Genomic DNA, 21100 nt, shown 5'->3' with positions numbered 1-21100 from the left:
TCATTCCTAGGCACGATGGACGACCAGAAGGATCGGGAACTCATGATAGAGGCTTCTCCGTTTTACTATGTGAATGAGGACTTTCCTCGTACGATCCTGTTATCAGGAGCAATCGATGGGCTGCACGAGTCGCAGACGCTGAGATTTTCTGAGCGGCTGAAGGAAAACAAGGTGCCTGTGACGGAAGTCTTTTTTGATCGGACGCGAGAGGATGCAGTCCATGGATTCATGGTGGATTACAGCCGCGAGTGTACGAAGGAGAGCATGGCGAAAATAGTCGCGTTTCTAGAAAACGAATAATAAAAAAAGACAGTTACGAGCTTACGTAATTGTCTTTTTCAATTAGGTCCATTTTACCGTTGCGCAAACGAGACCATCACATATTCATTCGGAATATAGCGGATAAAGGTGTGCTCGAACAAGCGACCGCTGTCGGTATAAGCGATATTTTCGATCTCACCGACGCAATTATTCTCTCCAAGGTCCAAATTTTCAAAATCAGCCTCTACTGCCGAGACGACCTTCATGATCGATTTGGAAGCCGCGATTTTGAAATCAAGCTGGGTATCAATATATTCGTAGATCGAGCCCTCCGCGATTTCGGCTGTGATAGGACCTAAATAAAGCTTTTTAAAGTAGCTGGTATCATACATCATGGACTTCTCATTAATGATCCTTAGCCGACTGATTTTATAGATACGCTCGCCCTCATTGAAAGAGATCTTCTTGGCAAGCTCTTCCGAGACCGTTAGTTCTTGAAAATCGATCAGCTTTGAAGAGGTACTGATCTCATTATAATTTGAAAGCTCCTTGAGCCCATGAAAGTTCCCTGTTTTGAAAAAAACCTTGTCCACTTTAGATGTCTCCAGTACGACGACACCGCGACCCTTGACGCTATAGACTAAGCCTTCGTCATTCAGCTGAGCGATGGCTCGGCGAATGGTATTGCGGCTGGTCTTGAAGCGCTCGACCAGCTCCAATTCGGTCGGCAGCAATAGCGTGTCGTTGTAAATCCCTTCGCGGACTTCCTCTTTCAGCTGTAGGTATATTTCAGAAAATTTATTAGCAGCCATCCAAAAACCCCCTTATACGATATAGTGATTATAGCATATTAGCTAAATATGTTTGAACAAATTTTTTATAAGAAAAGATTAAACTACTATTGAAAATTTGTTTAAACAAATATATAATACGTGTAAGGGGTTTCTAACGTTAGCTCGAATTCTATTGTATTATGCAAGCTGTATGGAGGAGGAACAAAGAATGGACGAAAAACAGGCAAAGCAAATTGCGGAGCAAACTTTAGCGGCAATTGGCGGAACAGAGAATATTCAATCAGTCTTTCATTGTGTGACACGTTTACGCTTCATTTTGAAGGATGACAGTAAGGTGGATCTCGATAAAATCAAGCATATTCCGGGAACTTTAGGATTTCAAAAATCCGGCGACCAATATCAGGTGATCATCGGTCCCGCTGTCGGGACGGTCTTTGAGCAACTGCACATTGACGAGGAAAATAAAAGTGCTGCGATTACTTCAGAAGAGACCAGTTCGCCGAAGAAAAAAATGTCACCAAAAACAATCGGCAGCAGTATTTTAGATGCGTTGGTAGGAAGCATCACGCCAGCTTTACCGGCCATCATTTGCGCCGGGATGATCAAGATGTTCCTGATGCTGTTGGGTCCGAGTCTGTTTGGCCTACTTTCGGATAAGAGCGGTACTTATCAAGTCTTGAACTTTGTCGGAGATGCTGGCTTCTATTTCTTGCCCGTGATCCTAGGCTATACCAGTGCCAAGAAATTCAAAGCTAATCCGATTCTAGGAATCTTGATGGGGAGTGTGCTGATCTCTCCAGCCTTTGTGGAGAGTGTGACCAATGGGACTGCACTTAGTGTTTACGGTCTGCCCATCACACCAGTGAATTATGCAAGTACCGTCATTCCGATCATTTTAATCGTGTGGGTCATGTCTTATGTAGAACGGTTCTTTGACAAATATGTTCCCAGCAGCTTCAAAATGATTTTTGTGCCAGTCCTGACCGTTCTTGTTATGGTTCTTTTGGCGCTAGTCGTCTTGGGTCCTTTAGGCAGTATTCTCGGAAATTACATCAGCGCCTTCTTGCTATGGACGCATCAAGTATTTGGTCCATTCGGGATCGGGTTGATCGCCGCTGTGTTTGCCTTGCTGATCGTGACCGGAATGCATCATGCTATCAATATGGCGGTATTAGTTACACTTACGGCGAATGGCTATGATGAGGTCGTTTTTGTGGCGGTGGCGCCAGTAGTCATCTCCATCGCTGCGGCAGCGTTGGCTTTTGCTTCAAAGGCGAGGCAGCCGACGAATCGCAGCTTGGGCTTTTCCAGCTTCGTTTTGCAGACGATCGGCGGGGTGGCTGAGCCGACTCTTTATGGGGTGATGATCCCTTATGTGAAGCCCTTTGTGGCACAGGCGATCGGTGCTTTCTGCGGGGCGTTGTATATGGGCTTCATGCATGTGAAGGCCTATGCGCTGACCGGTTCAAACATTTTCATTTTAGCCGGCTTCATCCATGAAGACTCTGCCAATCTGACCAATGCCATTATTGGCTGCAGTATCGCCTTTATCGTGACCTTTGTATTGGTCTGGGTATTTGGATTTAAGGAAAAAGAACAAGAAATTTTTGAATAGGTAGTGAACGGAATGATCTCAAAACTAATCACACGATCCGATGATTTCGGATCAAGCAACGCTTCAAATCAGGCGATCTATCAAGCACTGAAGGAGAAAAACTACATTAAAAATGTGTCCTGTATGGCGGTTGGTCCTATGATGGAGGCAGGAGCGGAGCTGTTGCGCTCTTTGTCGAAGCGAGACTTTTCCATCGGACTGCACGGAACACTCACATCCGAATGGCGCTACTTAAAGTGGTTTCCAATGACAGAGGCGCGTCAGATACCGTCATTGATCATGGCAGACGGCACCTTTCCTCCCGAATTCGGTCTGCCTGGGCAGAAGATCGAACCTGATGAGGTCATAAAGGAATTCAATTCCCAACTGGATTATCTTACGAAGCTGGGGTTACCCATCAGCTATTTCGATACCCATATGATGCCGGAGCTGTTCTATTCTGAGCTGATCCCTGTTCTGAAGGACTGGACCAAGCAAAAGGGTCTAATCAATCATCTAGATTGGTACGAATTGAGACAAAGCTTAGGACCTCACAGCTTTGCCACGCCAGAAGTCGGCTTTAGGCTCTGGACCGATTGGCTAAGTGGCTTAACAGAGGACTATCGTTTGGCTTTGATGCATCCAATGCTACCAAGTCGCGAAGGGGTGTCCTTTGCGAATGATCGATCCGCCATCGGCCAAGTCGGGAAGTATCGCGCCAATGAATATGAGCTGTTGATGTCCGGCGTATTAGATGAGTGGTGTGAGGAGCACGAGATTATGCGAATATCTTACGAATATGCGGAAAAAAATCTGACGAAAAACAGATTGGAGGGCATTAAGAGTGAAGGCAAAAGAACTGGATAAGGATACGTGGCTGATCACACGAGGAGAAGGACAAGGCTCCACCCACAATTATCTCCTAGCTGGTGAAGACAAGGCGGCATTGCTTGATACCGGTCTCAAATCAGAGACATTACGGGACTTTGCGGCCTCCTTGACCGATAAGCCGATCGTCGTCCTCCATACCTATGGACATATCGACCATATCGGTAACGATCAGCAATTCGAAGAAATTATGCTCCATCCGAAAGACTTCGAGCTCTATCGCCTGCATTCCTCTACTGATTTCCGTAGAGAATTTTTTAAGGGAAAACCTGACGAGGAACTAATGAAGCAGCCGATCAATCAGGCGGTCGAATTACAGCCGCTAATAGATGGGATGTTTATTGATCTGGGCGGACGAGTGCTCAAGGTCATTGAGAATCCCGGCCATACTCAAGGCGGCGTCTCCCTGATTGAGGAAGCAAAAAAGACCATCTACACCGGCGACATGGTCTGTGAAATGGGTGTGCTCATGCATTTTCCCGAATCAACAAGTATCGAGACCTACAAACAAAGCCTGACAAACCTGCGCTCAGCGACTTCATCTGACTATCAGCTATATCCCGGTCATCAGCAAGCGCCCCTCTCAGTCGAATGGATCGATGCCTATATAGCCTGTGCCGATGAACTGATCGAACTAGGAAAGCAAATGACGAAGAAGAATCCCGCAGAACAGGGATCAGATGAGATCCAGTTCCACTCAAAAGGAAAGGCGACGATTTCTTATACAAGTGAAAAGCTGATGAAGAGTCGAAAGATTTAAGTCGGAGGGATACATTTTTTCCAATGAAACAGATATAGACCAGCATTCCAGATCTAACCTTGATTTGAAATGCTGGTCTTTTTTGCTTTCTGACTAGGGCACCAATATGGCAAACTAATCCTCACAAGTCCCGCCAGTATTACTTTTATCCAAGGTTCCCTCAATTTCTAACAAGAGACATTTAACTAAAGCAAACAGGGCGATGTCGTACGCCTTTGGGAATAATGATAAAATCACCCTCCACCAGATGCGTCAGCCCATCATCAAACTCGATATCAAATTTCGCTTCGATGCAATAAAATAGTTCGTCAGAATCCTCGTGTACATGGAAATCAAGTGTGCGGTTTTCAGCTTGGAGAACATTGAGCATGTGGTTGTTTAATGTGCCGACCTTGAGATATTGGAAAAGCTCTGGAATTGAGTTTACTTCATTCTTTAGATTTAGCTTGTCGATCATTGGTTTAACCTCCTTGAGATTGGTGTTTTAGGCTTTGGTTGAGGGTAATTGTATCAGTGCGAGTTTCTGTGTTCAATGATGTGTGAGAAGCTGTTGTGTGATGGATTGTTAAAGTGCCTTCAATTTTTAGCGATTCAAGAAAAGTTAAAGTGAAAAGCGCAGAACAAGATATTGATGATGGAGCAGCTAGAATTAGTAAGATTTCGGATTTTGTAACAAGAATGAATTAAGGTTGAGTTTTGAATAAAACAATTATTCGGTGTTGCCCAAAAAAGCAGTACTGATTTTATTTTCAGAAAGGGAGAGTAATAATTAAAAAAATTTTATAGAAAAACGAACATACGTTTGGTATAATTTGAATATAATCAACAGATATAGGATTAATATAGAGTCAGAATATCTGATAAAAAGGAGTATTTATATGGATATATTAGACGTTTATGAAACAGAGGATAGTCATGTAGCACTGTCAATTTTTCTTCCTTCTGCATCAGTGGACTTAAGCGATCCACTTTTTCAATTCAGCGCTACCTTTTATGTAGACAAAAATTTGTCCTCAGAAGAAGATGAAGATTTGAATTATGATACTGTTCCAGTGTTTATGGTATTAGGTCATACAGGTGATTTTGATCATGATTTTATTTATACAGCTGATGCTATTGCAGAAAGTACAATAGAGAATTACTCTTTTGCAAAAGGATTATATGAGCGTATATTTAATACAGAATTTCATAATGAAATCGTAAATGATACGGGGAATGTGATAAATCGATGGGCAACTTTGGAGTCAGTTTTTTTAAAGGCGGAAATTGAAAATGCTAGTGAAGAACTTCAAGCTCATTTATTTGAAGAATTTCTACTAAAGTGGAAGCAAACTTGGAAACAACTATTTTGCAATGATGCAACGTTGGTTTCTTTTAACGAGCGACTCTATGTTTCACCTGAAAGGGATGCCCAAAGATTTGTAGAGAAGGCTTATAATAAAGTAGGATTTTTCCCAACATTGAACAAGCAGAATTTGATTGAAGAATCCGAGAATACGGATCATATTAACCTGTCACTAGGAGAAATTTTTGAACTCGATAGTAATAATCAGTTGTTTAGTAAAGAGATTAAGGATGAGAATAGAAAGCATTATTCAGGCTTTATTTATTAAGTATCAATTTTTCTTTAAACACTTTTCATTGGAAGAGTGTTTTTTGTGTGCTCAAAAGAATTACACACTTCCTAATTTAATCATCTTTAATCTGATTGAATGGTATTTAGCAAAGGAAGTATGTTCAAGTCTTTGTCCATTCTAATCTTCAATCAATGGGTAATACAATGGTGAGCGAAAAACATCTCAGGTGTCGAATTAACCAAGGTAATCAGTTTTTTTATTGAAAAGAGACGATCGCTATCTATAATATAGAGAATAAAAGGTATACATGTTATACTTTAGACAGTATATTGTATAATAAGAACTCGATATTTTTTGCATATTATATTTAAGATGTATTTAAGTATAATATGGATCGGGTTTTTATTTCTTATTATAGTAAGGAGATGGTGAAATGGGAAGATCAGGTAATTTTGTTGAAACCAATGAAAAACATTCTTATAACTATTTTTCACCAGCCCCTTTACCTCCTAATCCCAAATTGGACATGAATGAGGTAAGCACTTCTTTGGCAGACGCTATGGAAGCCTTGGGCCGATTGAATATGTTGAGTGAATTGATCCCTGATATGTCAATATTTCTTTATCAGTACGTCAGAAAGGAAGCAGTTCTATCTTCACAAATTGAAGGAACACAGGCTACTTTAGAAGATATACTGGATCCCGAGATAGCTGAGAATGCAGAGAAATTGGTAGATGTTGAAGAGATCGTTAATTACATAGCGGCGACTAATTATGCGTTAGAATTGCAGAAAGAATTACCGCTCTCATGTAGATTTTTACGGGAAATCCATAAAAAGTTAATGTCAGGAGTTAGAGGACAAGAAAAAAATCCTGGGGAGTTTAGACATTCTCAAAATTGGATCGGTCCTCAAGGAAGCACCATAGCAACGGCAAGGTATGTTCCACCGACTGTACTAGAAATGGACAATGCATTAAATGAGTTAGAGAAATATATGCATTGTTCTGATACTTTGCATCCTCTGATACAAGCAGGGTTGATTCATTACCAATTTGAAACGATCCATCCATTTTTAGACGGAAATGGGCGTGTAGGAAGACTTTTAATCATTTTATTTCTATTGGAAAAAGAGATTATTCAGGCGCCTATTCTGTACATCAGTCTCGAACTAAAACGAAACCAGTACGAGTATTATGATCGAATGATGGCTGTAAGAACTACCGGGAATTATGAGCAATGGATACATTTCTTTTTGGAAGTAGTCACACACACTGCGAAGAATGCAGCGAATAAAATTGAACAGCTTTCTAAATTAATTGAAGTCGATCGCGGAAAAATCGCTGATCAACATTACAGGTCGGATACTGTCAAAAATATCTATGAGTTTTTATTGAGCCAGCCTTTAGTGACTGTCAACGGATTAGCTGATTATTTCGACCTAGGGTTTGTTACGATCAATAAAGCGATTAAACAACTAGAAGACTTAGAAATAGTCGTTCAAACATCGCGAGGGAAAAGGAATAGAGTATTTAGCTATAAGAAATACTTGGAGATTTTGGAAGATGATACGTTGGTGTAGGTATTTTTATTTTCTGTAACGAATAGGAGATGAGAATAACTTAGAAATCTTGAATCGAGATTATACAGTAAAGAGTAGCGGCTGAAGAAATTCAGGCCACTACTCTTTTTTGACTTTTCAGTAGAGTCACTTTGTTCTTTCTCTACTTACAGCTCTTCATCCACCAGCTTGGTCTTATTATTTTCCATAACCTTGAAGAAGGGATAATAGATGACGGCACTAAGTAGGATCAAGGCGATATAAAAGACAATGTTGCGCCAATCCATACTCGAAAGGTACGCTTGCGCAAAGAACGGGGTGAAGGAGGGATCAACAATGAATCCTGCTCCAATCAAGCCGATACTTTGAGCGAAATACGTCAGCAGCAAAGAAACAATCGGTGTGATCAAAAATGGAATGGCTAAAATCGGATTAAAAACGATTGGCAGTCCAAAGATGACGGGTTCATTGATCGAACAGATACCGGGGATCAGAGACAGCTTTCCAATCGTGCGATATTCTGAGACTTTACTTCGCATCATCAAGATTACTAAGCCCAGAGTTCCGCCCGCTCCGCCTAAAACCGAAATCCGAAACATTTGCAGATTCATCAGGTGAGTCATCGTTTCTCCGTTAGACATCTGTTCAGCATTCAATCCAGTCTGTGCCATTCCCAAAGTAAAGACGATGGGGAAAATGATCGATGAGCCATTAATACCGAACAACCATAAGACATTCCCTAAGGTAACGATCAGCAAGAAGCCGCCGAGACTTCCAGCGATATTCGTAGCTGGTGTCAGAATGTCCATCACCGTTTCGGGAAAAATCTTTTTCGTTGTTACTAAGAAGATCAGATTGACCCCGTAAAAGAGGATAATATTCGTTAATAGTGGAACGAGCGTGTTGATAAAGGTGGCGACCATAGGCGGTACGGTATCCGGCAATTTTAATTTGATATTTTTTTGTTCAAAAATCCGATTCACTTCCACCACGAGCAGTCCAATAATGATTGCCACGAACAGACCATTTGTCCCCAGATAATTTAGGTTGATGTTCCCTTCTGTAACAGGTGTACAGACCATTAGGAAGATGACAGAGGCCACCATCCCATTCATGGCTGGATTGATCTTATATTCGTTAGCAAGTGAGAAGGCGATTCCGAAAACGCTGATCAGTCCGATGATCCCCATGGTCAAATTGTATGGGGCGGTGATCAAATCATAATTGGCTACCGAAAAATCCTTCCAGCCAGCCATGAATTTCATAAAAAAATTGGCCGTGGCTGGATTGTATTGATCCATGTTAATCGGCGGATTCGCAAAAATCAGGAAAAATGACCCGATAACAATAAAGGGCAGCCCGAACATCATCCCGCTGGAGATTGCTTTAAGATGACGCTGATTCCCGATTTTTGCGGCAAAGGGGCTAAGCATATCATTAAGCTTTGTTATGACCGTAGAATTTTCCATGATGCTTCCTCCTATACTTGCCAAGGATTGAATACAAAGGCACTTGGCACTACATGATTTGGGTCATATTTTTTTATGATCTCTTCATACTGTTCTTTGTAGTCATTGTCGACCTCTGCTTGGGGAATGACTTTGCTTGCTTCATGTAGGAAATGCTCGGAACCACGCCCCATTTCCTGTCCGCGCGTGGTGTGCTTATCCAGTGCGATGTCTGGAACTTCAGGGACATAGCCCATGGCAAAGCTTTTTATCACGATATTTTTAAGCAGATCGGATGAACGGTCCTTTTCTGATTCGCACAAATAACGAATGGCATGAAAGAAAAACATCGCCCGGTCAGACTCGTTATATTGAAATTCTTGGCGCATCTGATTAAAGCAATTGATCATGATTGCTGCTAACGGATTTCCCATTCCCACATCCTCAACGCTGATGGCCAATAAACGTCGCCATAGCTTCTCTTCGAACTGAGGGGAGGTGATGTACATTTCATAGGCAAATTCGCAGGCCTCTTTTTCTTTTCCGCGACGGATTGATTTTTGCAGGGCTGAGATGATTTCATCTCCTCGCAGGCCGTTACGGGTAGTCATTTTTGCCCATGGGTCTTGGATAAAATTAGTTTCTGTCATGCTATAATACTCCTAACTAAAGAATTTGAGGTGGATCTTATGGATACTGAAACGCTAATTGATAAATATCAGTTGAATGATTCAGAAGCAGCCGTTTTGCGTTTTATGGATAAAAATCGTGATTCACTAAGAGATTTAGGGATTCGCGATGTCGCCAGAGCCTCTTATGTCTCAACGGCGACCATCGTCAATATGGCGAAAAAAATCGGCTATTCTGGTTATAGTGAGCTGGTCTTCGCGTATGGAAGTAAACCAGTAACAACCAACCTGGCTAAGAATTTCTCAGATGAGGAAAGAGACACGTTTGTCCGCTTGCTAACGGATTATCGAGAGAAACGGATCATGATCTTAGGTTCAGGCTTTTCGCAAAATATCGCGAATCATTTTTCTGAAACACTGAATCTTTATGGTTTTCGAGCAACGGCGAATAGTCATCTGGAGTTCCTGCGGGAAAACGTTGAAAAGGACGTTCTGATTTTTATTGTCTCTAACTCAGGCGATACTTTCCGTTTAGCTGATCTTGCTCAAATGGCAAAGGACCATCATATCGATCTGATCGCTTTTGTTGGCGAAAAAAAATCAACCATTGGACAGCTGGCAACCTTGACCATCAGTACGGAGACTTATGCTCCACGCGTCTTATCTGAGTACCAGCCCAACCTTTTCTTTGGAACAACACTGAATCAATTCGAACTATTATTAAGCGAAGCGTTAAGATCTATCTTTGATTAGAAGAACGATGTGGCCACTGTTTCTTCACTTATCAGTATAAATGGCAAATAGCCAAATGTAAGTGGTTTCCCCGTGTTGTGAACATGTTTAGAAATTTGCAAACGAGTTTACGACACAAGAAAAAAAGCCGCTGTTTTCACAGCGACTAGAAATGTTATTGTAGAGTAACAAAGGAGTTGCCAGTCACCGAAGCAACTGGCAAAATGAAAAAGTTTTTAATAGGGTTGGGTACAAGATAGCTGGTAAAGCTTAACGGCAGCTTAAATAACGAAGAAATTTGAGATAAGTATAATAGGCGTAATCCGATGCGTATAATCGGTGGACGCTTTCTGTATTTTATGTTTACTGAGTTAGTTATTTTTAATCATAACTTTTTGTGCTCTTATGGTCGAACAATTTCTTCTAAGCAGGGAGGCTCGTATTGGAATTTTTTTTACACAGATTGTAAATACACAAGGCAAAGTCAAGTAATGTTTTCAAAGAGAATCAGTTGATTCGGAAGTTTGAATTTCAGAGTCTTTCTTGCAAAAAAAAGTTCTTCCACCAAAAGGGTAGAAGAACGTTTAATTTCGTTTACGGAACTTGTAGTTGTATATTATAACGATAGCGATCTCCACGATAGAAGAATTCGGTATACTCAATCAATCGATCCTTTTGATCACGAGTTACCCTTTCAACGTATAATAAGGGTTTGTTTTCTTCTATGTCTAAGCGTTCAGCTAGATGTTTATCTGAAACTACTGACTCGATCGTTTCTTGTGCTTTTGTTACTACAAAACCTTTCTCCCGTAACAACTTGTATAAGGAAGCGTCGGGAGCCTCCAGTTCATCGGCAGATAACTCAATGAACGAAGGACAATAGACCCTTTGAAAACTGATAGGGATACCATCGACCCAGCGCGTTCGCTCATGGCAGCTGACCCTAGCACCTTTTGGCAGTTCCAAATGAGAACAAACCGTTGGGTCTGCAACCATCGATTCAGTAAAGGAATATAAGGATGAATGCGCGTCACGATCATTGTTCTCTTCAGTGAAACTCAGTAAAGTTTGCAACTGAAGGGATTCCTTTTGGCTCAGGACGATCGTGCCAACTCCGTGAATCCGCTGCAAATATCCTTCATCTACAAGGAGCTTCACTGCATTACGCACCGTGATGCGACTCACACTGAAACGTTGTTGCAACTCGGGTTCTGCAGGGAATGTTTCGCCAACAGTGTACACCCCGTTAATAATCTCTTGTTTTAATTCTTCATATATTGCTAAATATTTAACACTGTTTCCCTTCATGAAACCTCACCACATCCGCTAATGAATTTGCTAATTGAACAAGATTTAAATCATTGGCAGATTGAACTTTTTCAAATAAAGATTGGAAGTACGGGTCAGATTGATCGGCAAAAGCACCTACCATTGAGCCGACGATCGTCGCGATAGTATCCGTGTCATATCCAATATTAACCGCATCGATCACTGCTTGCATCACATTCTCTTTATTCAATGCCACAATCCCAAAAGCACAAGGAACCGCTTCCGAAATATGCAGCCCGCTGCCAACGATTTGCGAAAGTTGACGCAATCGTTCTTCTTTCGTTCCAACACCATTAACAATAGTATACGCTAGTTGAATACGTTCCACAACACTCGGTCCTGCCACTTCCCGTGAGACTTCTTTGGCTAAAGTTTCTCCCCGAACAGCCCCATAAAATCCAGCCGCCAGCACATCATCCATAGTAGCATGAGGAGCTAAAGAGACACTTGTCGCTGCTGCCACAGCACATGCTCCTGAAATAGCTAATGAGTTATCATGAGTCACTTGAGCGATGGCTATTGCTGCTTCGATTGCTCCTTCAATATTATTTGGGCACAAAATTCCCGCTGGAGCGATTTTCATAGCTGCGCCATTTGTTGCTTTGGACGCATAGTCTACGGTGACAGCTCCAGGCAGAGCTTTCATTGTCAAAGAAGGATCTTTGTACATAGCGATAGCACTTCTTGTGGTGGGGCCGGCGAAGCGATCAAAGTACCTCGGAACATCCGACCAAGCCAACATCGCTTTGATGATCGTTTCTTTTTCTAGCTTTCCATTATTCGCTAAGACTTCATTACATAAGAAGTAGATTTGTGAGAAATCATCCGTGACTTGTCCGGCCTCATTTCCTAATGCAAAAGCTGTTTCACCAGGTTTTTTTAATTCCGTCACTTCTCCAAAAAGCTTGCGAATTTGATCAAAAGATAGATTTTCTGTAGCAGCTCCCATCGCATCTCCGATTGCTGCCATTGCTAAAGTTCCAAGAATTTTTGTTTGTAAAGTCATAATAATTTTTCCTCTCTTTTATCTATTTTTAGTCATTTCTGCTTCGGGATCTTTGACGCCTAATAAAAAGGTCAAGACCATTCCGCCGAAAAATGAAATTACTAAGCCAATAATATAAGCCCATAAAGTAGGCCCTGCAAATGCCGGAATCGTTGTTAAACCGCCAAATACAAAGGCATTTCCGACAACATCAAAAGCCCCCATAAACGCACCACCAAGTGCAGCGCCTAAACATCCGGCTATCAAAGGTGTTTTAAACTTAACACCTAATCCGTAAATAGCTGGTTCAACGATACCTGACAGAAAGACAGAGGTGATTGCTGTTAAGGAAAAGGTTTTAAGCTTTTGATTTCGAGACCGTAAGAAGATAGCAAACGCCGCACCAGCCATTCCCAGATTGGCAGTAGCGCCGTATGCGATAAAGGCAGAGTGTCCTGTTCGAGCAATTTCTGGAATGATTATCATCGTGTTTGGTGCCCAATGGACTCCGAACATAATCAAAATATTCCAAATTCCACCGATCACCGCACCTGTCACGATTTGGTTAATATTCGCTAACCAGCCAACGATATTGGCAATTCCGATGCTTAAATAATTCCCAAGAGGTCCAAATACGCAGACAGCCACAGGAACCAAGACGAATAATAAAATTGTTGGAATCACGATCATGTGTAAACTATTAGGCAATTTTTTCTTCATAAAGTGTTCCATGACTGATTGCAACCAGACCGTCAAAATTGCCGGGATTACTTGACTGGTGTAATTAAAGACAGGGATTGAAAGTCCAAATAGCTGAATCATATTTCCGCCGTTCCCTTGAATCAGATTAATAAAATCAGGCATGATCAATGCCCCTAAAATAGCTACAGCAATATAAGGGCTGGTCTTGAAACGATTTGCTGATGTTACTGCGACTAATAATGGCAAGAAATAGAAAACAGAAGTCGCAGCGAGAGTCAGCATTAGATTCGTAGTACTTTCGGTAGATAACCAGCCCAACTCATTCGCCAAAATCGTAAAACCACGAAGTAACCCTGACCCAGCCAGTAGCGGTAATAAAGGTGAAAAGATACTGACTACTAGTGCGACAAAATCATTTAATAAGTGTCTTTCTTTTGCTTCAGATTTCAGATTCTCTGAGGCAGGGGAAGATTGGGTGTCTAACGTTCGAATAAAGGCATCATACACTTCCTCAACATTCGTTCCAATAACTACTTGGAAACCCGATTCTTTATCAACAATTCCAGTAACACCATCTAAATCCTGAATTTCCTTTGTTTTTACTAACCTTCGATCAATAAATTGTGGCCTTAACCGGGTGGCACAATGAGTGATCGCTTGGACATTTTCCGAACCTCCCATGAGTTTTAATAATTGTTTTGCCAAAACATCGGTCTTTTCCATAACACTTTTTCCTCCTTATCTTGAAATTAGTAATCACGATATTGGATAAGACGTTATAACGTCTTATCCTTTAACAGAGTATACAACAGAAGATCTCCAATGTAAACGCAATCATTTTTATTTTTTTGAAATAGTTTTGCGGGTTAAATCATCTAACATGCTATAAACCGCTACAAGACAAGGCTTTTTGTTTTTTTTAGAGATCGATTTGATTCGTGGGAATATCTTTTTTAATACGAAATTTTGAAGAATAATCAGAAGTGCGATTGCTTTTTGACCAAATAGTGATTGAAAATTTCTTTTTTTTATAGAATAAATAAAAACAACGAGATGCAAATAACAATGGGCAAACTAGACAGCTTCATTATCGTGCAAATGTGCTATCAACTATTATTTTATTAAAATACTGATTGACAAATCATTGTAAGCGTTATATAGTTTAACCATAAATTAAGGTTTGTTACTCTCTGAGGCTTTTCCTTAAACACTAACTATGGTGTTTTTTGGGTTGCTCAGGGAGTTTTTTTATATTTATGAGGTGAGAAGATGTTTAATTTTTTGAAAAAGAAAGTAACTCGGGAGGTTCTTGGTTCTCCAGCAAAAGGAAAGACAATTTCCTTAAGCAAAGTCAAGGATAAGATGTTTGCGAATAAAATGTTAGGTGACGGAATCGCATTTATCCTAGAGAAAGATATTTTGAAGGCCCCTTGTGATGGCGAAGTCAGTATGATTGCTGCTACGAAACACGCTTTTGGTATAACGTCCAGCTTGGGTGCAGAAATCTTGATTCATGTTGGATTAGATACAGTCAATTTGAATGGGGAAGGTTTTGAATTCTTAGTCGATGCTCATCAAAAAGTAGTTGCAGGTCAGCCAATTTTAAAAATTGATCGCGCCTTTATGAAGAGTCAAGGGATCGACCTAACGACCCCTATGATCATTACAAATGGTGATTCACTCAAAATGGAAATTTTACAAGAGGAGAAAGTGGTCGATTATGAAGAGCCGCTTATCACGATCAAGAAATAGAGAAGGTGGTGGGGGATTTGAGGGTCATCAAGAACATCAACAATAATACAAGTATCTGCCTAGATAGCAACAACCAAGAAATCATCGCGTTTGGAAAGGGGATTGGTTTTAAGAAGCCGCCTTATGAGATAGAAATATCAGAAGTCCAGCGAACGTTTTACGATGTCGATCCCCAATTTGTTCAGATGATCAATTTGATTCCAGAGAGTATTTTCGAGATAGCGATCGAGATCGTCAATTATGCTCAAGGTAAATTGGACAGCTTGACGAATTCGAATATCATTTTTACGTTAGCGGATCATATCAATTTTTCGGTGAAACGATACAAAGAAAACATGAAGATCAAAATGCCCGTCTATTATGATGTCCAGCACTTATACCCAGTAGAATTTGAAATCGGGAAACTAGCCGTGGAACGAATCAAAGAAAAAATCGGTATTGAATTGCCGAAGGAAGAAATTACTGGAATCGCGTTACATATAATTAATGCGGAAGGAATAAAAATCGAGAATACCGACGAGCAGACAGAAGAAATTGATGATGAAACCATCATCAACGAAATCACCGATATTATTGAAGAGTTCTTTTCAATCAAAATCGAGAAGGACAGCTTTAATTATTCCCGATTCGTTTCGCATTTGCAGTATCTGTTAAAAAGAGGAAAAGATGGCCAGAGCATCATATCAGATAACCGCGCCATGTTTGATGATTTGAGAGTATCTTTTCCGAACGTTTATGAGTGTGCAAAGCTGGTCGATGCTTACATTTTACAAAAACGCAATTACCGCTTCAATGAAGAAGAAATCTTATACTTGATTCTACATATAAATAGACTTTGTGCTCGTGAGCATTGTTACCGCTAAGGGCTTAACCCAGACACAAAAAAGTAGACGCTACTACTTTTTTGGTTTGGTTTTTTTTGTAGAAATAGTGAAGAGGATTTCTTCATTGGCAGCATTAAATTTATCAATCATGCAAAATCAGGTTTAACGGATTTTTTCATTAGGTATCAATTCATACGCGCGTGTATTGAATATATAAGTGTATTTTATCAAAAAAGAATTTATTGTTCGTTTATCACAAAATAGGAAATCAAGAAGAGGAGAAAAGAGAATGTCAAACCAAAACAGCAAATACGATGAGTTGGCTGAAATTTTAGTTGAGCTAGTTGGTGGAAAAGGGAATATTTCATTTTTTACTCATTGCATCACTCGTTTACGTTTCAATGTGAAGGATAAGGGATTGATTGAAGAAAAAGCAATAGACGGAACAAGGGGGGTTGTTGGTTCGCAATGGCAGGGCGATCAGTTTCAAATTATTATTGGTCAGCATGTTGGTGAGGTTTATAAGGTAATATGTGAAAAAATCGGTTATGAAAATAAAAAAGAAATCTCCAGTGACGAGATAGTTGAAGAGACAGGAAAGAACAAATTCAGTATAGGAAAGATCTTCGATGCCATTTCAGGATGTATGACACCATTGCTACCACTTTTGATCGGAGGTGGGATGTTAAAAGCAATTTTACTGATTTTGACACAATTCAGCTTGATCTCGGTTGAAAGTTCAACCTACGTCATTTTGTCACTCGTTGGAGACGCCGCGTTTTATTTCCTTCCAGTATTTGTTGGGGCAACGGGCGCGCGAAAATTTGGTGCAAACATGGGGTTTGGGATGTTGATCGGCGCTTCACTGATCCATCCGCAGTTTTTAGAAGCCGTTGCTAGTGGAACGCCGCTGTCCGTATATGGGTTGCCAGTATTTGCGGCGAACTATTCTAGTACGATCATCCCAATGATCTTGTCTACCTTCATCTTATCTTATGTAGAAAAGTATGTAACGAAATATACACCTAAGGTTTTGCAGTCAATGGCAGTGCCGGTTGTCACTCTTTTGATTATGATTCCTTTGACCTTCTGCCTATTAGCTCCGCTTGGATCGATCATCGGCTCTTATTTAGCAGATGTAATTATGTGGTTATACAACACGACCGGCTTCCTAGCAGTAGGAGTGACAAGTGCAGTGTACATTTTACTATGTTTGACAGGGATGCACACCGCCATCCTACCTATTGGTTTTACGATGTTAACGACAGTCGGGTATGACCCGCTTCTGTTCACCGGAGCTATTCTTTACACTGTCAACCAAGGAATCGTTGCCTTGATTGTTGCTATCAGAACAAAAGATGTTGAGGAACGTTCTACCGCCTTGACCTGTGTGATCACAGCATTGATAGCTGGGATATCGGAACCTGCATTATTTGGGTTTAGCTTAAAAAACAAGAAATTGTTTTATTCATCAATGATCGGTTGTCTGTTTGGAGGGCTATATATTGGAATCACAAAAACTTATGCATATGCCTTAACAGGAACAGCAGGACTGCTGGCGCTTCCGGGATATGTTGGGCCAAACTCAATGAATCTCGTGAACATGTGTATTGGTATCGCTATTTCTTGCGTAGTAACTTTCGTTTTAGGAATGGTGTTTGCTTATAGTAAAGATTCAAAAGAAAAGAACGTAGAGGTGGCATAAAGATTGAAAACAAATTTTTTATGGGGCGGCTCAGTGTCGAGTATGCAAACAGAAGGCGCTTGGAATGAAGACGGAAAAGGTCTTTCAAATTATGATGTGAGAGAAGTAAAACCAGGGTATTCAGATTGGAAAGTCGGAATTGATTTTTACCATACGTACAAAGAAGATATCAAACTCTTTGCGGAGTTGGGGATGACTGCTTATCGTTTCTCAATTTCTTGGGCAAGAGTGATGCCTGCAGGCGATGATGAGGTCAATGAAAAGGGACTTGATTTTTACGAATCTGTCGTCGACGAAATGATCGCCAACGGCATTGAACCAATCATATGTATGCACCACTTTGATGTACCGAATAAACTAGTAGAGGAATATGGCGGTTGGTGGTCAAAAGAGTTCACTGAAGCTTTCAAAAAGTTCACCGTCGCCGTTGTGGATCGATTAGGAGTAAAGGTGAAATATTGGTTTCCGATGAATGAACAAAACGCTTTGATGTATTCCTCCATGCTCTTTTCATCAAAGGATCTACCTGAAAATGACAGTAAGAGTAGAAATAGACGCTCGACTCAAAGTGTGCACAATAGCCATGTAGCTGGGGCATTTTTAAGAAAATATGTCAAACAGGTGAATCCGTCAGCACAGGTAGGCGGGATGATCAATTATGCCCCATTCTATCCGACTGATTGTAATCCAGTTACCGTAAACAAAGCTCGAAAAATCCAGGAAATGTCAAATTTTGCTGCGTTGGATGTGATTGTTAACGGAGAGTATTCTTCTGAGACACTTGCGGTGTGGGAACAAGCAGATATTCTTCCTGAAATGACCAAAGATGAGCTGCGATTAATTAAAGAGAACACTGCTGAGTATATCGGGTTCAGTTATTACTCTTCTCGGCTAGTTTCAGAAGAGACTTCAGATGATACAACACCGGAGGAGCTTTCAAAAATGGCTGTGGCTATGATGACAAATAATATGGAAAAAAATCCTTATTTGGAACAAAGCAAATGGTCATGGACAATCGATGAAATTGGATTAAGAACGTCATTAAATGATATTTACCGCAGATACAAAATCCCAGTGATTATTTTAGAATGCGGAATGGGTGTCATTGAGAAACTAAATGAACAGAACACGGTGGAAGACGACTATCGGATCGAGTATTTCCGTAATCATATCCAAGAGATGAAAAAGGCCATCGATCTGGATGGTGTGGATTGCTTTGGCTTCTTGACTTGGGGCCCCATTGATATTTTAAGTTCAAAAGGCGAAATGAAAAAACGCTATGGCTTTATCTATGTCAACCGTGATGAAACAGATTTGAAGGACTTGAAACGCTACAAAAAGAAAAGCTTTGATTGGTTCAAGCAGGTGATTGAAAGTAATGGTGAAGAGTTGTGATATAAGAAGTCAGGTGCTTCTTTCTCTTGGAGAAACGTAGACAGAGGATGTAGCAGGAAAATTAGATACAGAAGCACAAACAGACTCTAGCAGCCAAAACGATTAGGTGGCAAGTAGACGACAGAAAAACTTGAGTCACTCTGGAAAGGAGGGGACCGATTGCTTCAACTAAATCATTTACTCACGGAAAATGCTGTTTTACAGGCTGGGAAACCGCATTATGTGAGCGGAAAAACTGAGCCAAATTGTAGTATCAAGCTTTTGTTTGGCAATGCCAAGCTTGAGGAAACAAGCGATTCCAAGGGTTCATTCTTATTTACAGTTCCTGCTCAGCCATATAACTTAGAAACAACATTAAGGATCATTTCTAATGATGAGTGTCTAGAAATTTTTGTCCGATACGGTGATGTGTTTTTGTTCGGGGGACAATCCAATATGGATTTTCGCATGGAAAATGAAGATCACTTCCTTGAAGAACAACAAGAACTAGCGGAGGAAGGATTGTTCTTCAATAATGTTCCCCAAGTTGATTATGACGATGGTAAGAAGCAGTTACCTGAGACTATTGTCGAGCAATCTTGGCAAAAGCTTACCAAGGATAATCTAAAGGAAATGTCTGCGATCGCTTATTATACAACGAAGGAGCATCGCAGAAAGTTTCCTGACCGAATGATCGGAGTAGTCAATTGCAGTAAAGGAGGAACAAGTGCAAGCTGCTGGATCAGTGAAGAGTATTTGGTGAAAAGTCCAGCAATAACCCAAGATATTCTAAGTCCCTACAAAGAAGCGATCAAGGGAAAAGATGATGAGATGTTGAAAACGGAGTTAGCAAATTATTGGAAACAATCCGAAGAGTTCTACAAGAATAGAGAGAAGATTATGCGAGAACAGCCAAATCTGACCCTTCGTGAATTCAAAGAACAATTCGGACACTCTCCGTGGCCTCCTCCAGCGAATCCTTATTTATTTACACGCCCGAGCGGATTGTATCAGCAGATGTTCAAGAACATCGTTCCTTATACCTTCTCATCAGTTATTTGGTATCAGGGGGAGGAAGATACGGAAAACAGTCATCTCTACTATGAACTGCTGCATTTGCTGATCAAGCAGTGGCGGAAAGATTTAAAAGAAGAGCTTCCTTTTTATATCGTCCAATTACCAGTCTGCGAAGACCGTCCGGGTCATGATTGGCCAACTGTTCGGCAAACTCAGCAGCAGGTTGCACAAGAAATTGATCAAGGATATCTGATTACCAGTTTGGATTGTGGCGACATTGATGATATCCACCCAACTGAAAAATCTGTATTAGGTCAACGAATTGGAGAGATTATTGAAGGTTTTCATTACAAAAATTGTCCCACTGCAAGCTTGCGTTCGTGGACTAAAAATGAAGTTATTATAGAGATAAGAGAAACACAAGTCATTCGATCGACTGATCTGCATGCTATTCAAGGAGATCAAGAAATCAACAGTATTACGATCGATGGAAATCGCTTAATCATTTGCTCTAAATCCCAGTTGACCAATATTTATTATGCTTGGAACAATGCTTCGGAAGTTACTTTATTCAATGAAATAGGGTATCCAGTCTCACCCTTTTATTTTGAAAAAAATGGGAATCAGCCAAATGAAAGTATTTAGTAGTGACAGCGGTCGATCGATTGAAACAGCCGAACTGATTGTTTAAAATGCTGGTCAAATATTAGAAGTGACGTTTAAAGGAATTAGACTTTGAAACTTTCATCGATTGGTGAAATGATGACCGCTATTGCAAAGAACGCTCCCTGCAGCCTTGTTCGCAGGGAGCGTTCTTCGCTTCTTCAAAATTTACAATCGTCCTTTATTTCATCTGGCCTGCATAACCTTTACGCACTCTGAGATGGCACAGCTGATCCCAGAGAAACGCTCTCATGTCCGGCAATCCACAGATTTCCTCGCCATACCTCGGAGCGGCTGATTTCTTCTAATAATGTGCCATTCAATTTGAAGAGTGTTTCCCTATTTCAGATATAGGAATTTTTGGTTAGAAACCCCGCCTCAATCAACACTCGAAAAATAAAACTAGAACAATCCATCGAACGAACCCCTAGTCGATTGGACATGGAGTGACAGACCTTGCCCCGTAAATTCAGGCCGTATTGCAGGGCATTTTCAGTAGTTAGCATCT

The 21100-nt window shown here is 40.7% G+C and carries 20 protein-coding genes; 12 read left to right on the top strand and 8 right to left on the bottom strand.

Features of this window, described 5'->3' with window-relative positions; all coding sequences use genetic code 11:
- A partial coding sequence (locus AC4J95_RS10370; RefSeq protein WP_494549830.1) for an alpha/beta hydrolase occupies window positions 1-300 on the top strand: 300 nt, incomplete at its 5' end.
- 53 nt (window positions 301-353) lie between these two features.
- Here the strand turns inward: AC4J95_RS10370 and AC4J95_RS10365 are convergent.
- A complete protein-coding gene (locus AC4J95_RS10365) occupies window positions 354-1073 on the bottom strand; it encodes a GntR family transcriptional regulator (RefSeq protein ID WP_494549829.1) in 720 nt (239 codons plus the stop codon).
- 190 nt (window positions 1074-1263) lie between these two features.
- Here AC4J95_RS10365 and AC4J95_RS10360 point away from each other — a divergent pair, with 190 nt between their 5' ends.
- Genes AC4J95_RS10360 through AC4J95_RS10350 form a run of 3 tightly spaced genes read left to right on the top strand, consistent with a single transcriptional unit; the run spans window position 1264 to window position 4297 of the window.
- Window positions 1264-2670, top strand: coding sequence for a PTS transporter subunit EIIC (locus tag AC4J95_RS10360; protein ID WP_494549828.1), 1407 nt, complete (start codon window positions 1264-1266; stop codon window positions 2668-2670).
- Between the two features lie 12 nt (window positions 2671-2682).
- The gene (locus tag AC4J95_RS10355; protein WP_494549827.1) at window positions 2683-3516 is read left to right on the top strand and encodes a ChbG/HpnK family deacetylase; all 834 of its coding nucleotides are present in this window, start codon (window positions 2683-2685) and stop codon (window positions 3514-3516) included.
- The gene (locus AC4J95_RS10350) at window positions 3494-4297 is read left to right on the top strand and encodes an MBL fold metallo-hydrolase (RefSeq protein WP_494549826.1); all 804 of its coding nucleotides are present in this window, start codon (window positions 3494-3496) and stop codon (window positions 4295-4297) included. Before AC4J95_RS10355 ends, AC4J95_RS10350 begins: the two co-directional genes overlap by 23 nt.
- A gap of 181 nt (window positions 4298-4478) precedes the next feature.
- On the opposite strand, the gene AC4J95_RS10345 is transcribed toward AC4J95_RS10350, so the two are convergent.
- Entirely contained in the window at window positions 4479-4754 is a 276-nt protein-coding gene (locus tag AC4J95_RS10345) for a cupin domain-containing protein (protein WP_494549825.1), read from the bottom strand.
- A gap of 421 nt (window positions 4755-5175) precedes the next feature.
- On the opposite strand from AC4J95_RS10345, the gene AC4J95_RS10340 reads away from it, so the two are divergent.
- On the top strand, window positions 5176-5910 hold the full coding sequence (locus tag AC4J95_RS10340) for a hypothetical protein (protein ID WP_494549824.1): 735 nt from the start codon (window positions 5176-5178) through the stop codon (window positions 5908-5910).
- 397 nt (window positions 5911-6307) lie between these two features.
- A complete protein-coding gene (locus tag AC4J95_RS10335; RefSeq protein ID WP_494549823.1) occupies window positions 6308-7453 on the top strand; it encodes a Fic family protein in 1146 nt (381 codons plus the stop codon).
- 146 nt (window positions 7454-7599) lie between these two features.
- On the opposite strand, the gene AC4J95_RS10330 is transcribed toward AC4J95_RS10335, so the two are convergent.
- Together AC4J95_RS10330 and AC4J95_RS10325 are read right to left on the bottom strand one after the other, a co-directional pair.
- Window positions 7600-8901 carry a PTS sugar transporter subunit IIC gene (locus AC4J95_RS10330; protein ID WP_494549822.1) on the bottom strand — a complete coding sequence of 434 codons (1302 nt, stop codon included), beginning with the start codon at window positions 8899-8901 and terminating at the stop codon, window positions 7600-7602.
- A gap of 11 nt (window positions 8902-8912) precedes the next feature.
- Entirely contained in the window at window positions 8913-9530 is a 618-nt protein-coding gene (locus AC4J95_RS10325) for an AAA family ATPase (protein ID WP_494549821.1), read from the bottom strand.
- A gap of 39 nt (window positions 9531-9569) precedes the next feature.
- Between AC4J95_RS10325 and AC4J95_RS10320 the strand changes: the two genes are divergently transcribed.
- Complete coding sequence (locus tag AC4J95_RS10320; protein WP_494549820.1) at window positions 9570-10262, top strand: MurR/RpiR family transcriptional regulator; 693 nt, start codon at window positions 9570-9572, stop codon at window positions 10260-10262.
- 573 nt (window positions 10263-10835) lie between these two features.
- On the opposite strand, the gene AC4J95_RS10315 is transcribed toward AC4J95_RS10320, so the two are convergent.
- From AC4J95_RS10315 to AC4J95_RS10305, 3 genes are read right to left on the bottom strand one after another with little or no spacing between them, the layout of a single operon-like run.
- Window positions 10836-11549: a GntR family transcriptional regulator gene (locus AC4J95_RS10315; RefSeq protein WP_494549819.1), complete on the bottom strand. Its 714-nt coding sequence runs from the start codon at window positions 11547-11549 to the stop codon at window positions 10836-10838.
- Window positions 11530-12576 (bottom strand): ADP-ribosylglycohydrolase family protein, encoded by a 1047-nt coding sequence (locus AC4J95_RS10310; protein ID WP_494549818.1) that lies wholly within the window; start codon window positions 12574-12576, stop codon window positions 11530-11532. Before AC4J95_RS10310 ends, AC4J95_RS10315 begins: the two co-directional genes overlap by 20 nt.
- An 18-nt stretch (window positions 12577-12594) precedes the next feature.
- On the bottom strand, window positions 12595-13980 hold the full coding sequence (locus AC4J95_RS10305) for a PTS transporter subunit EIIC (protein ID WP_494549817.1): 1386 nt from the start codon (window positions 13978-13980) through the stop codon (window positions 12595-12597).
- 546 nt (window positions 13981-14526) lie between these two features.
- On the opposite strand from AC4J95_RS10305, the gene AC4J95_RS10300 reads away from it, so the two are divergent.
- The 5 genes from AC4J95_RS10300 (at window position 14527) to AC4J95_RS10280 (ending at window position 20574) form a co-directional block, all read left to right on the top strand.
- A complete protein-coding gene (locus AC4J95_RS10300) occupies window positions 14527-15009 on the top strand; it encodes a PTS sugar transporter subunit IIA (protein WP_494549816.1) in 483 nt (160 codons plus the stop codon).
- 17 nt (window positions 15010-15026) lie between these two features.
- The gene (locus AC4J95_RS10295) at window positions 15027-15872 is read left to right on the top strand and encodes a PRD domain-containing protein (protein WP_494549815.1); all 846 of its coding nucleotides are present in this window, start codon (window positions 15027-15029) and stop codon (window positions 15870-15872) included.
- 250 nt (window positions 15873-16122) lie between these two features.
- The gene (locus tag AC4J95_RS10290; RefSeq protein WP_494549814.1) at window positions 16123-17538 is read left to right on the top strand and encodes a PTS transporter subunit EIIC; all 1416 of its coding nucleotides are present in this window, start codon (window positions 16123-16125) and stop codon (window positions 17536-17538) included.
- Window positions 17539-17541: 3 nt separating this feature from the next.
- Window positions 17542-18933, top strand: coding sequence for a glycoside hydrolase family 1 protein (locus AC4J95_RS10285; protein WP_494549813.1), 1392 nt, complete (start codon window positions 17542-17544; stop codon window positions 18931-18933).
- 159 nt (window positions 18934-19092) lie between these two features.
- On the top strand, window positions 19093-20574 hold the full coding sequence (locus tag AC4J95_RS10280; protein ID WP_494549812.1) for a sialate O-acetylesterase: 1482 nt from the start codon (window positions 19093-19095) through the stop codon (window positions 20572-20574).
- A 362-nt stretch (window positions 20575-20936) separates the two neighbouring features.
- Here the strand turns inward: AC4J95_RS10280 and AC4J95_RS10275 are convergent, their stop codons facing one another.
- Window positions 20937-21098, bottom strand: coding sequence for a peptidoglycan amidohydrolase family protein (locus tag AC4J95_RS10275; protein WP_494549811.1), 162 nt, complete (start codon window positions 21096-21098; stop codon window positions 20937-20939).
- Between the last annotated feature and the right edge of the window lie 2 nt (window positions 21099-21100).

Source organism: Enterococcus sp. GPZ-007 (assembly GCF_059374735.1).
This window is presented reverse-complemented; position numbering and strand designations above follow the sequence as displayed.

Coding starts and splice junctions, on each gene's coding strand:
- AC4J95_RS10365 (WP_494549829.1), bottom strand. CDS start 1,073: ATGGCTGCTAATAAATTTTCTGAAATATACCTACAGCTGAAAGAGGAA.
- AC4J95_RS10360 (WP_494549828.1), top strand. CDS start 1,264: ATGGACGAAAAACAGGCAAAGCAAATTGCGGAGCAAACTTTAGCGGCA.
- AC4J95_RS10355 (WP_494549827.1), top strand. CDS start 2,683: ATGATCTCAAAACTAATCACACGATCCGATGATTTCGGATCAAGCAAC.
- AC4J95_RS10345 (WP_494549825.1), bottom strand. CDS start 4,754: ATGATCGACAAGCTAAATCTAAAGAATGAAGTAAACTCAATTCCAGAG.
- AC4J95_RS10340 (WP_494549824.1), top strand. CDS start 5,176: ATGGATATATTAGACGTTTATGAAACAGAGGATAGTCATGTAGCACTG.
- AC4J95_RS10335 (WP_494549823.1), top strand. CDS start 6,308: ATGGGAAGATCAGGTAATTTTGTTGAAACCAATGAAAAACATTCTTAT.
- AC4J95_RS10330 (WP_494549822.1), bottom strand. CDS start 8,901: ATGGAAAATTCTACGGTCATAACAAAGCTTAATGATATGCTTAGCCCC.
- AC4J95_RS10325 (WP_494549821.1), bottom strand. CDS start 9,530: ATGACAGAAACTAATTTTATCCAAGACCCATGGGCAAAAATGACTACC.
- AC4J95_RS10320 (WP_494549820.1), top strand. CDS start 9,570: ATGGATACTGAAACGCTAATTGATAAATATCAGTTGAATGATTCAGAA.
- AC4J95_RS10315 (WP_494549819.1), bottom strand. CDS start 11,549: ATGAAGGGAAACAGTGTTAAATATTTAGCAATATATGAAGAATTAAAA.
- AC4J95_RS10310 (WP_494549818.1), bottom strand. CDS start 12,576: ATGACTTTACAAACAAAAATTCTTGGAACTTTAGCAATGGCAGCAATC.
- AC4J95_RS10305 (WP_494549817.1), bottom strand. CDS start 13,980: ATGGAAAAGACCGATGTTTTGGCAAAACAATTATTAAAACTCATGGGA.
- AC4J95_RS10300 (WP_494549816.1), top strand. CDS start 14,527: ATGTTTAATTTTTTGAAAAAGAAAGTAACTCGGGAGGTTCTTGGTTCT.
- AC4J95_RS10290 (WP_494549814.1), top strand. CDS start 16,123: ATGTCAAACCAAAACAGCAAATACGATGAGTTGGCTGAAATTTTAGTT.
- AC4J95_RS10275 (WP_494549811.1), bottom strand. CDS start 21,098: ATGCTAACTACTGAAAATGCCCTGCAATACGGCCTGAATTTACGGGGC.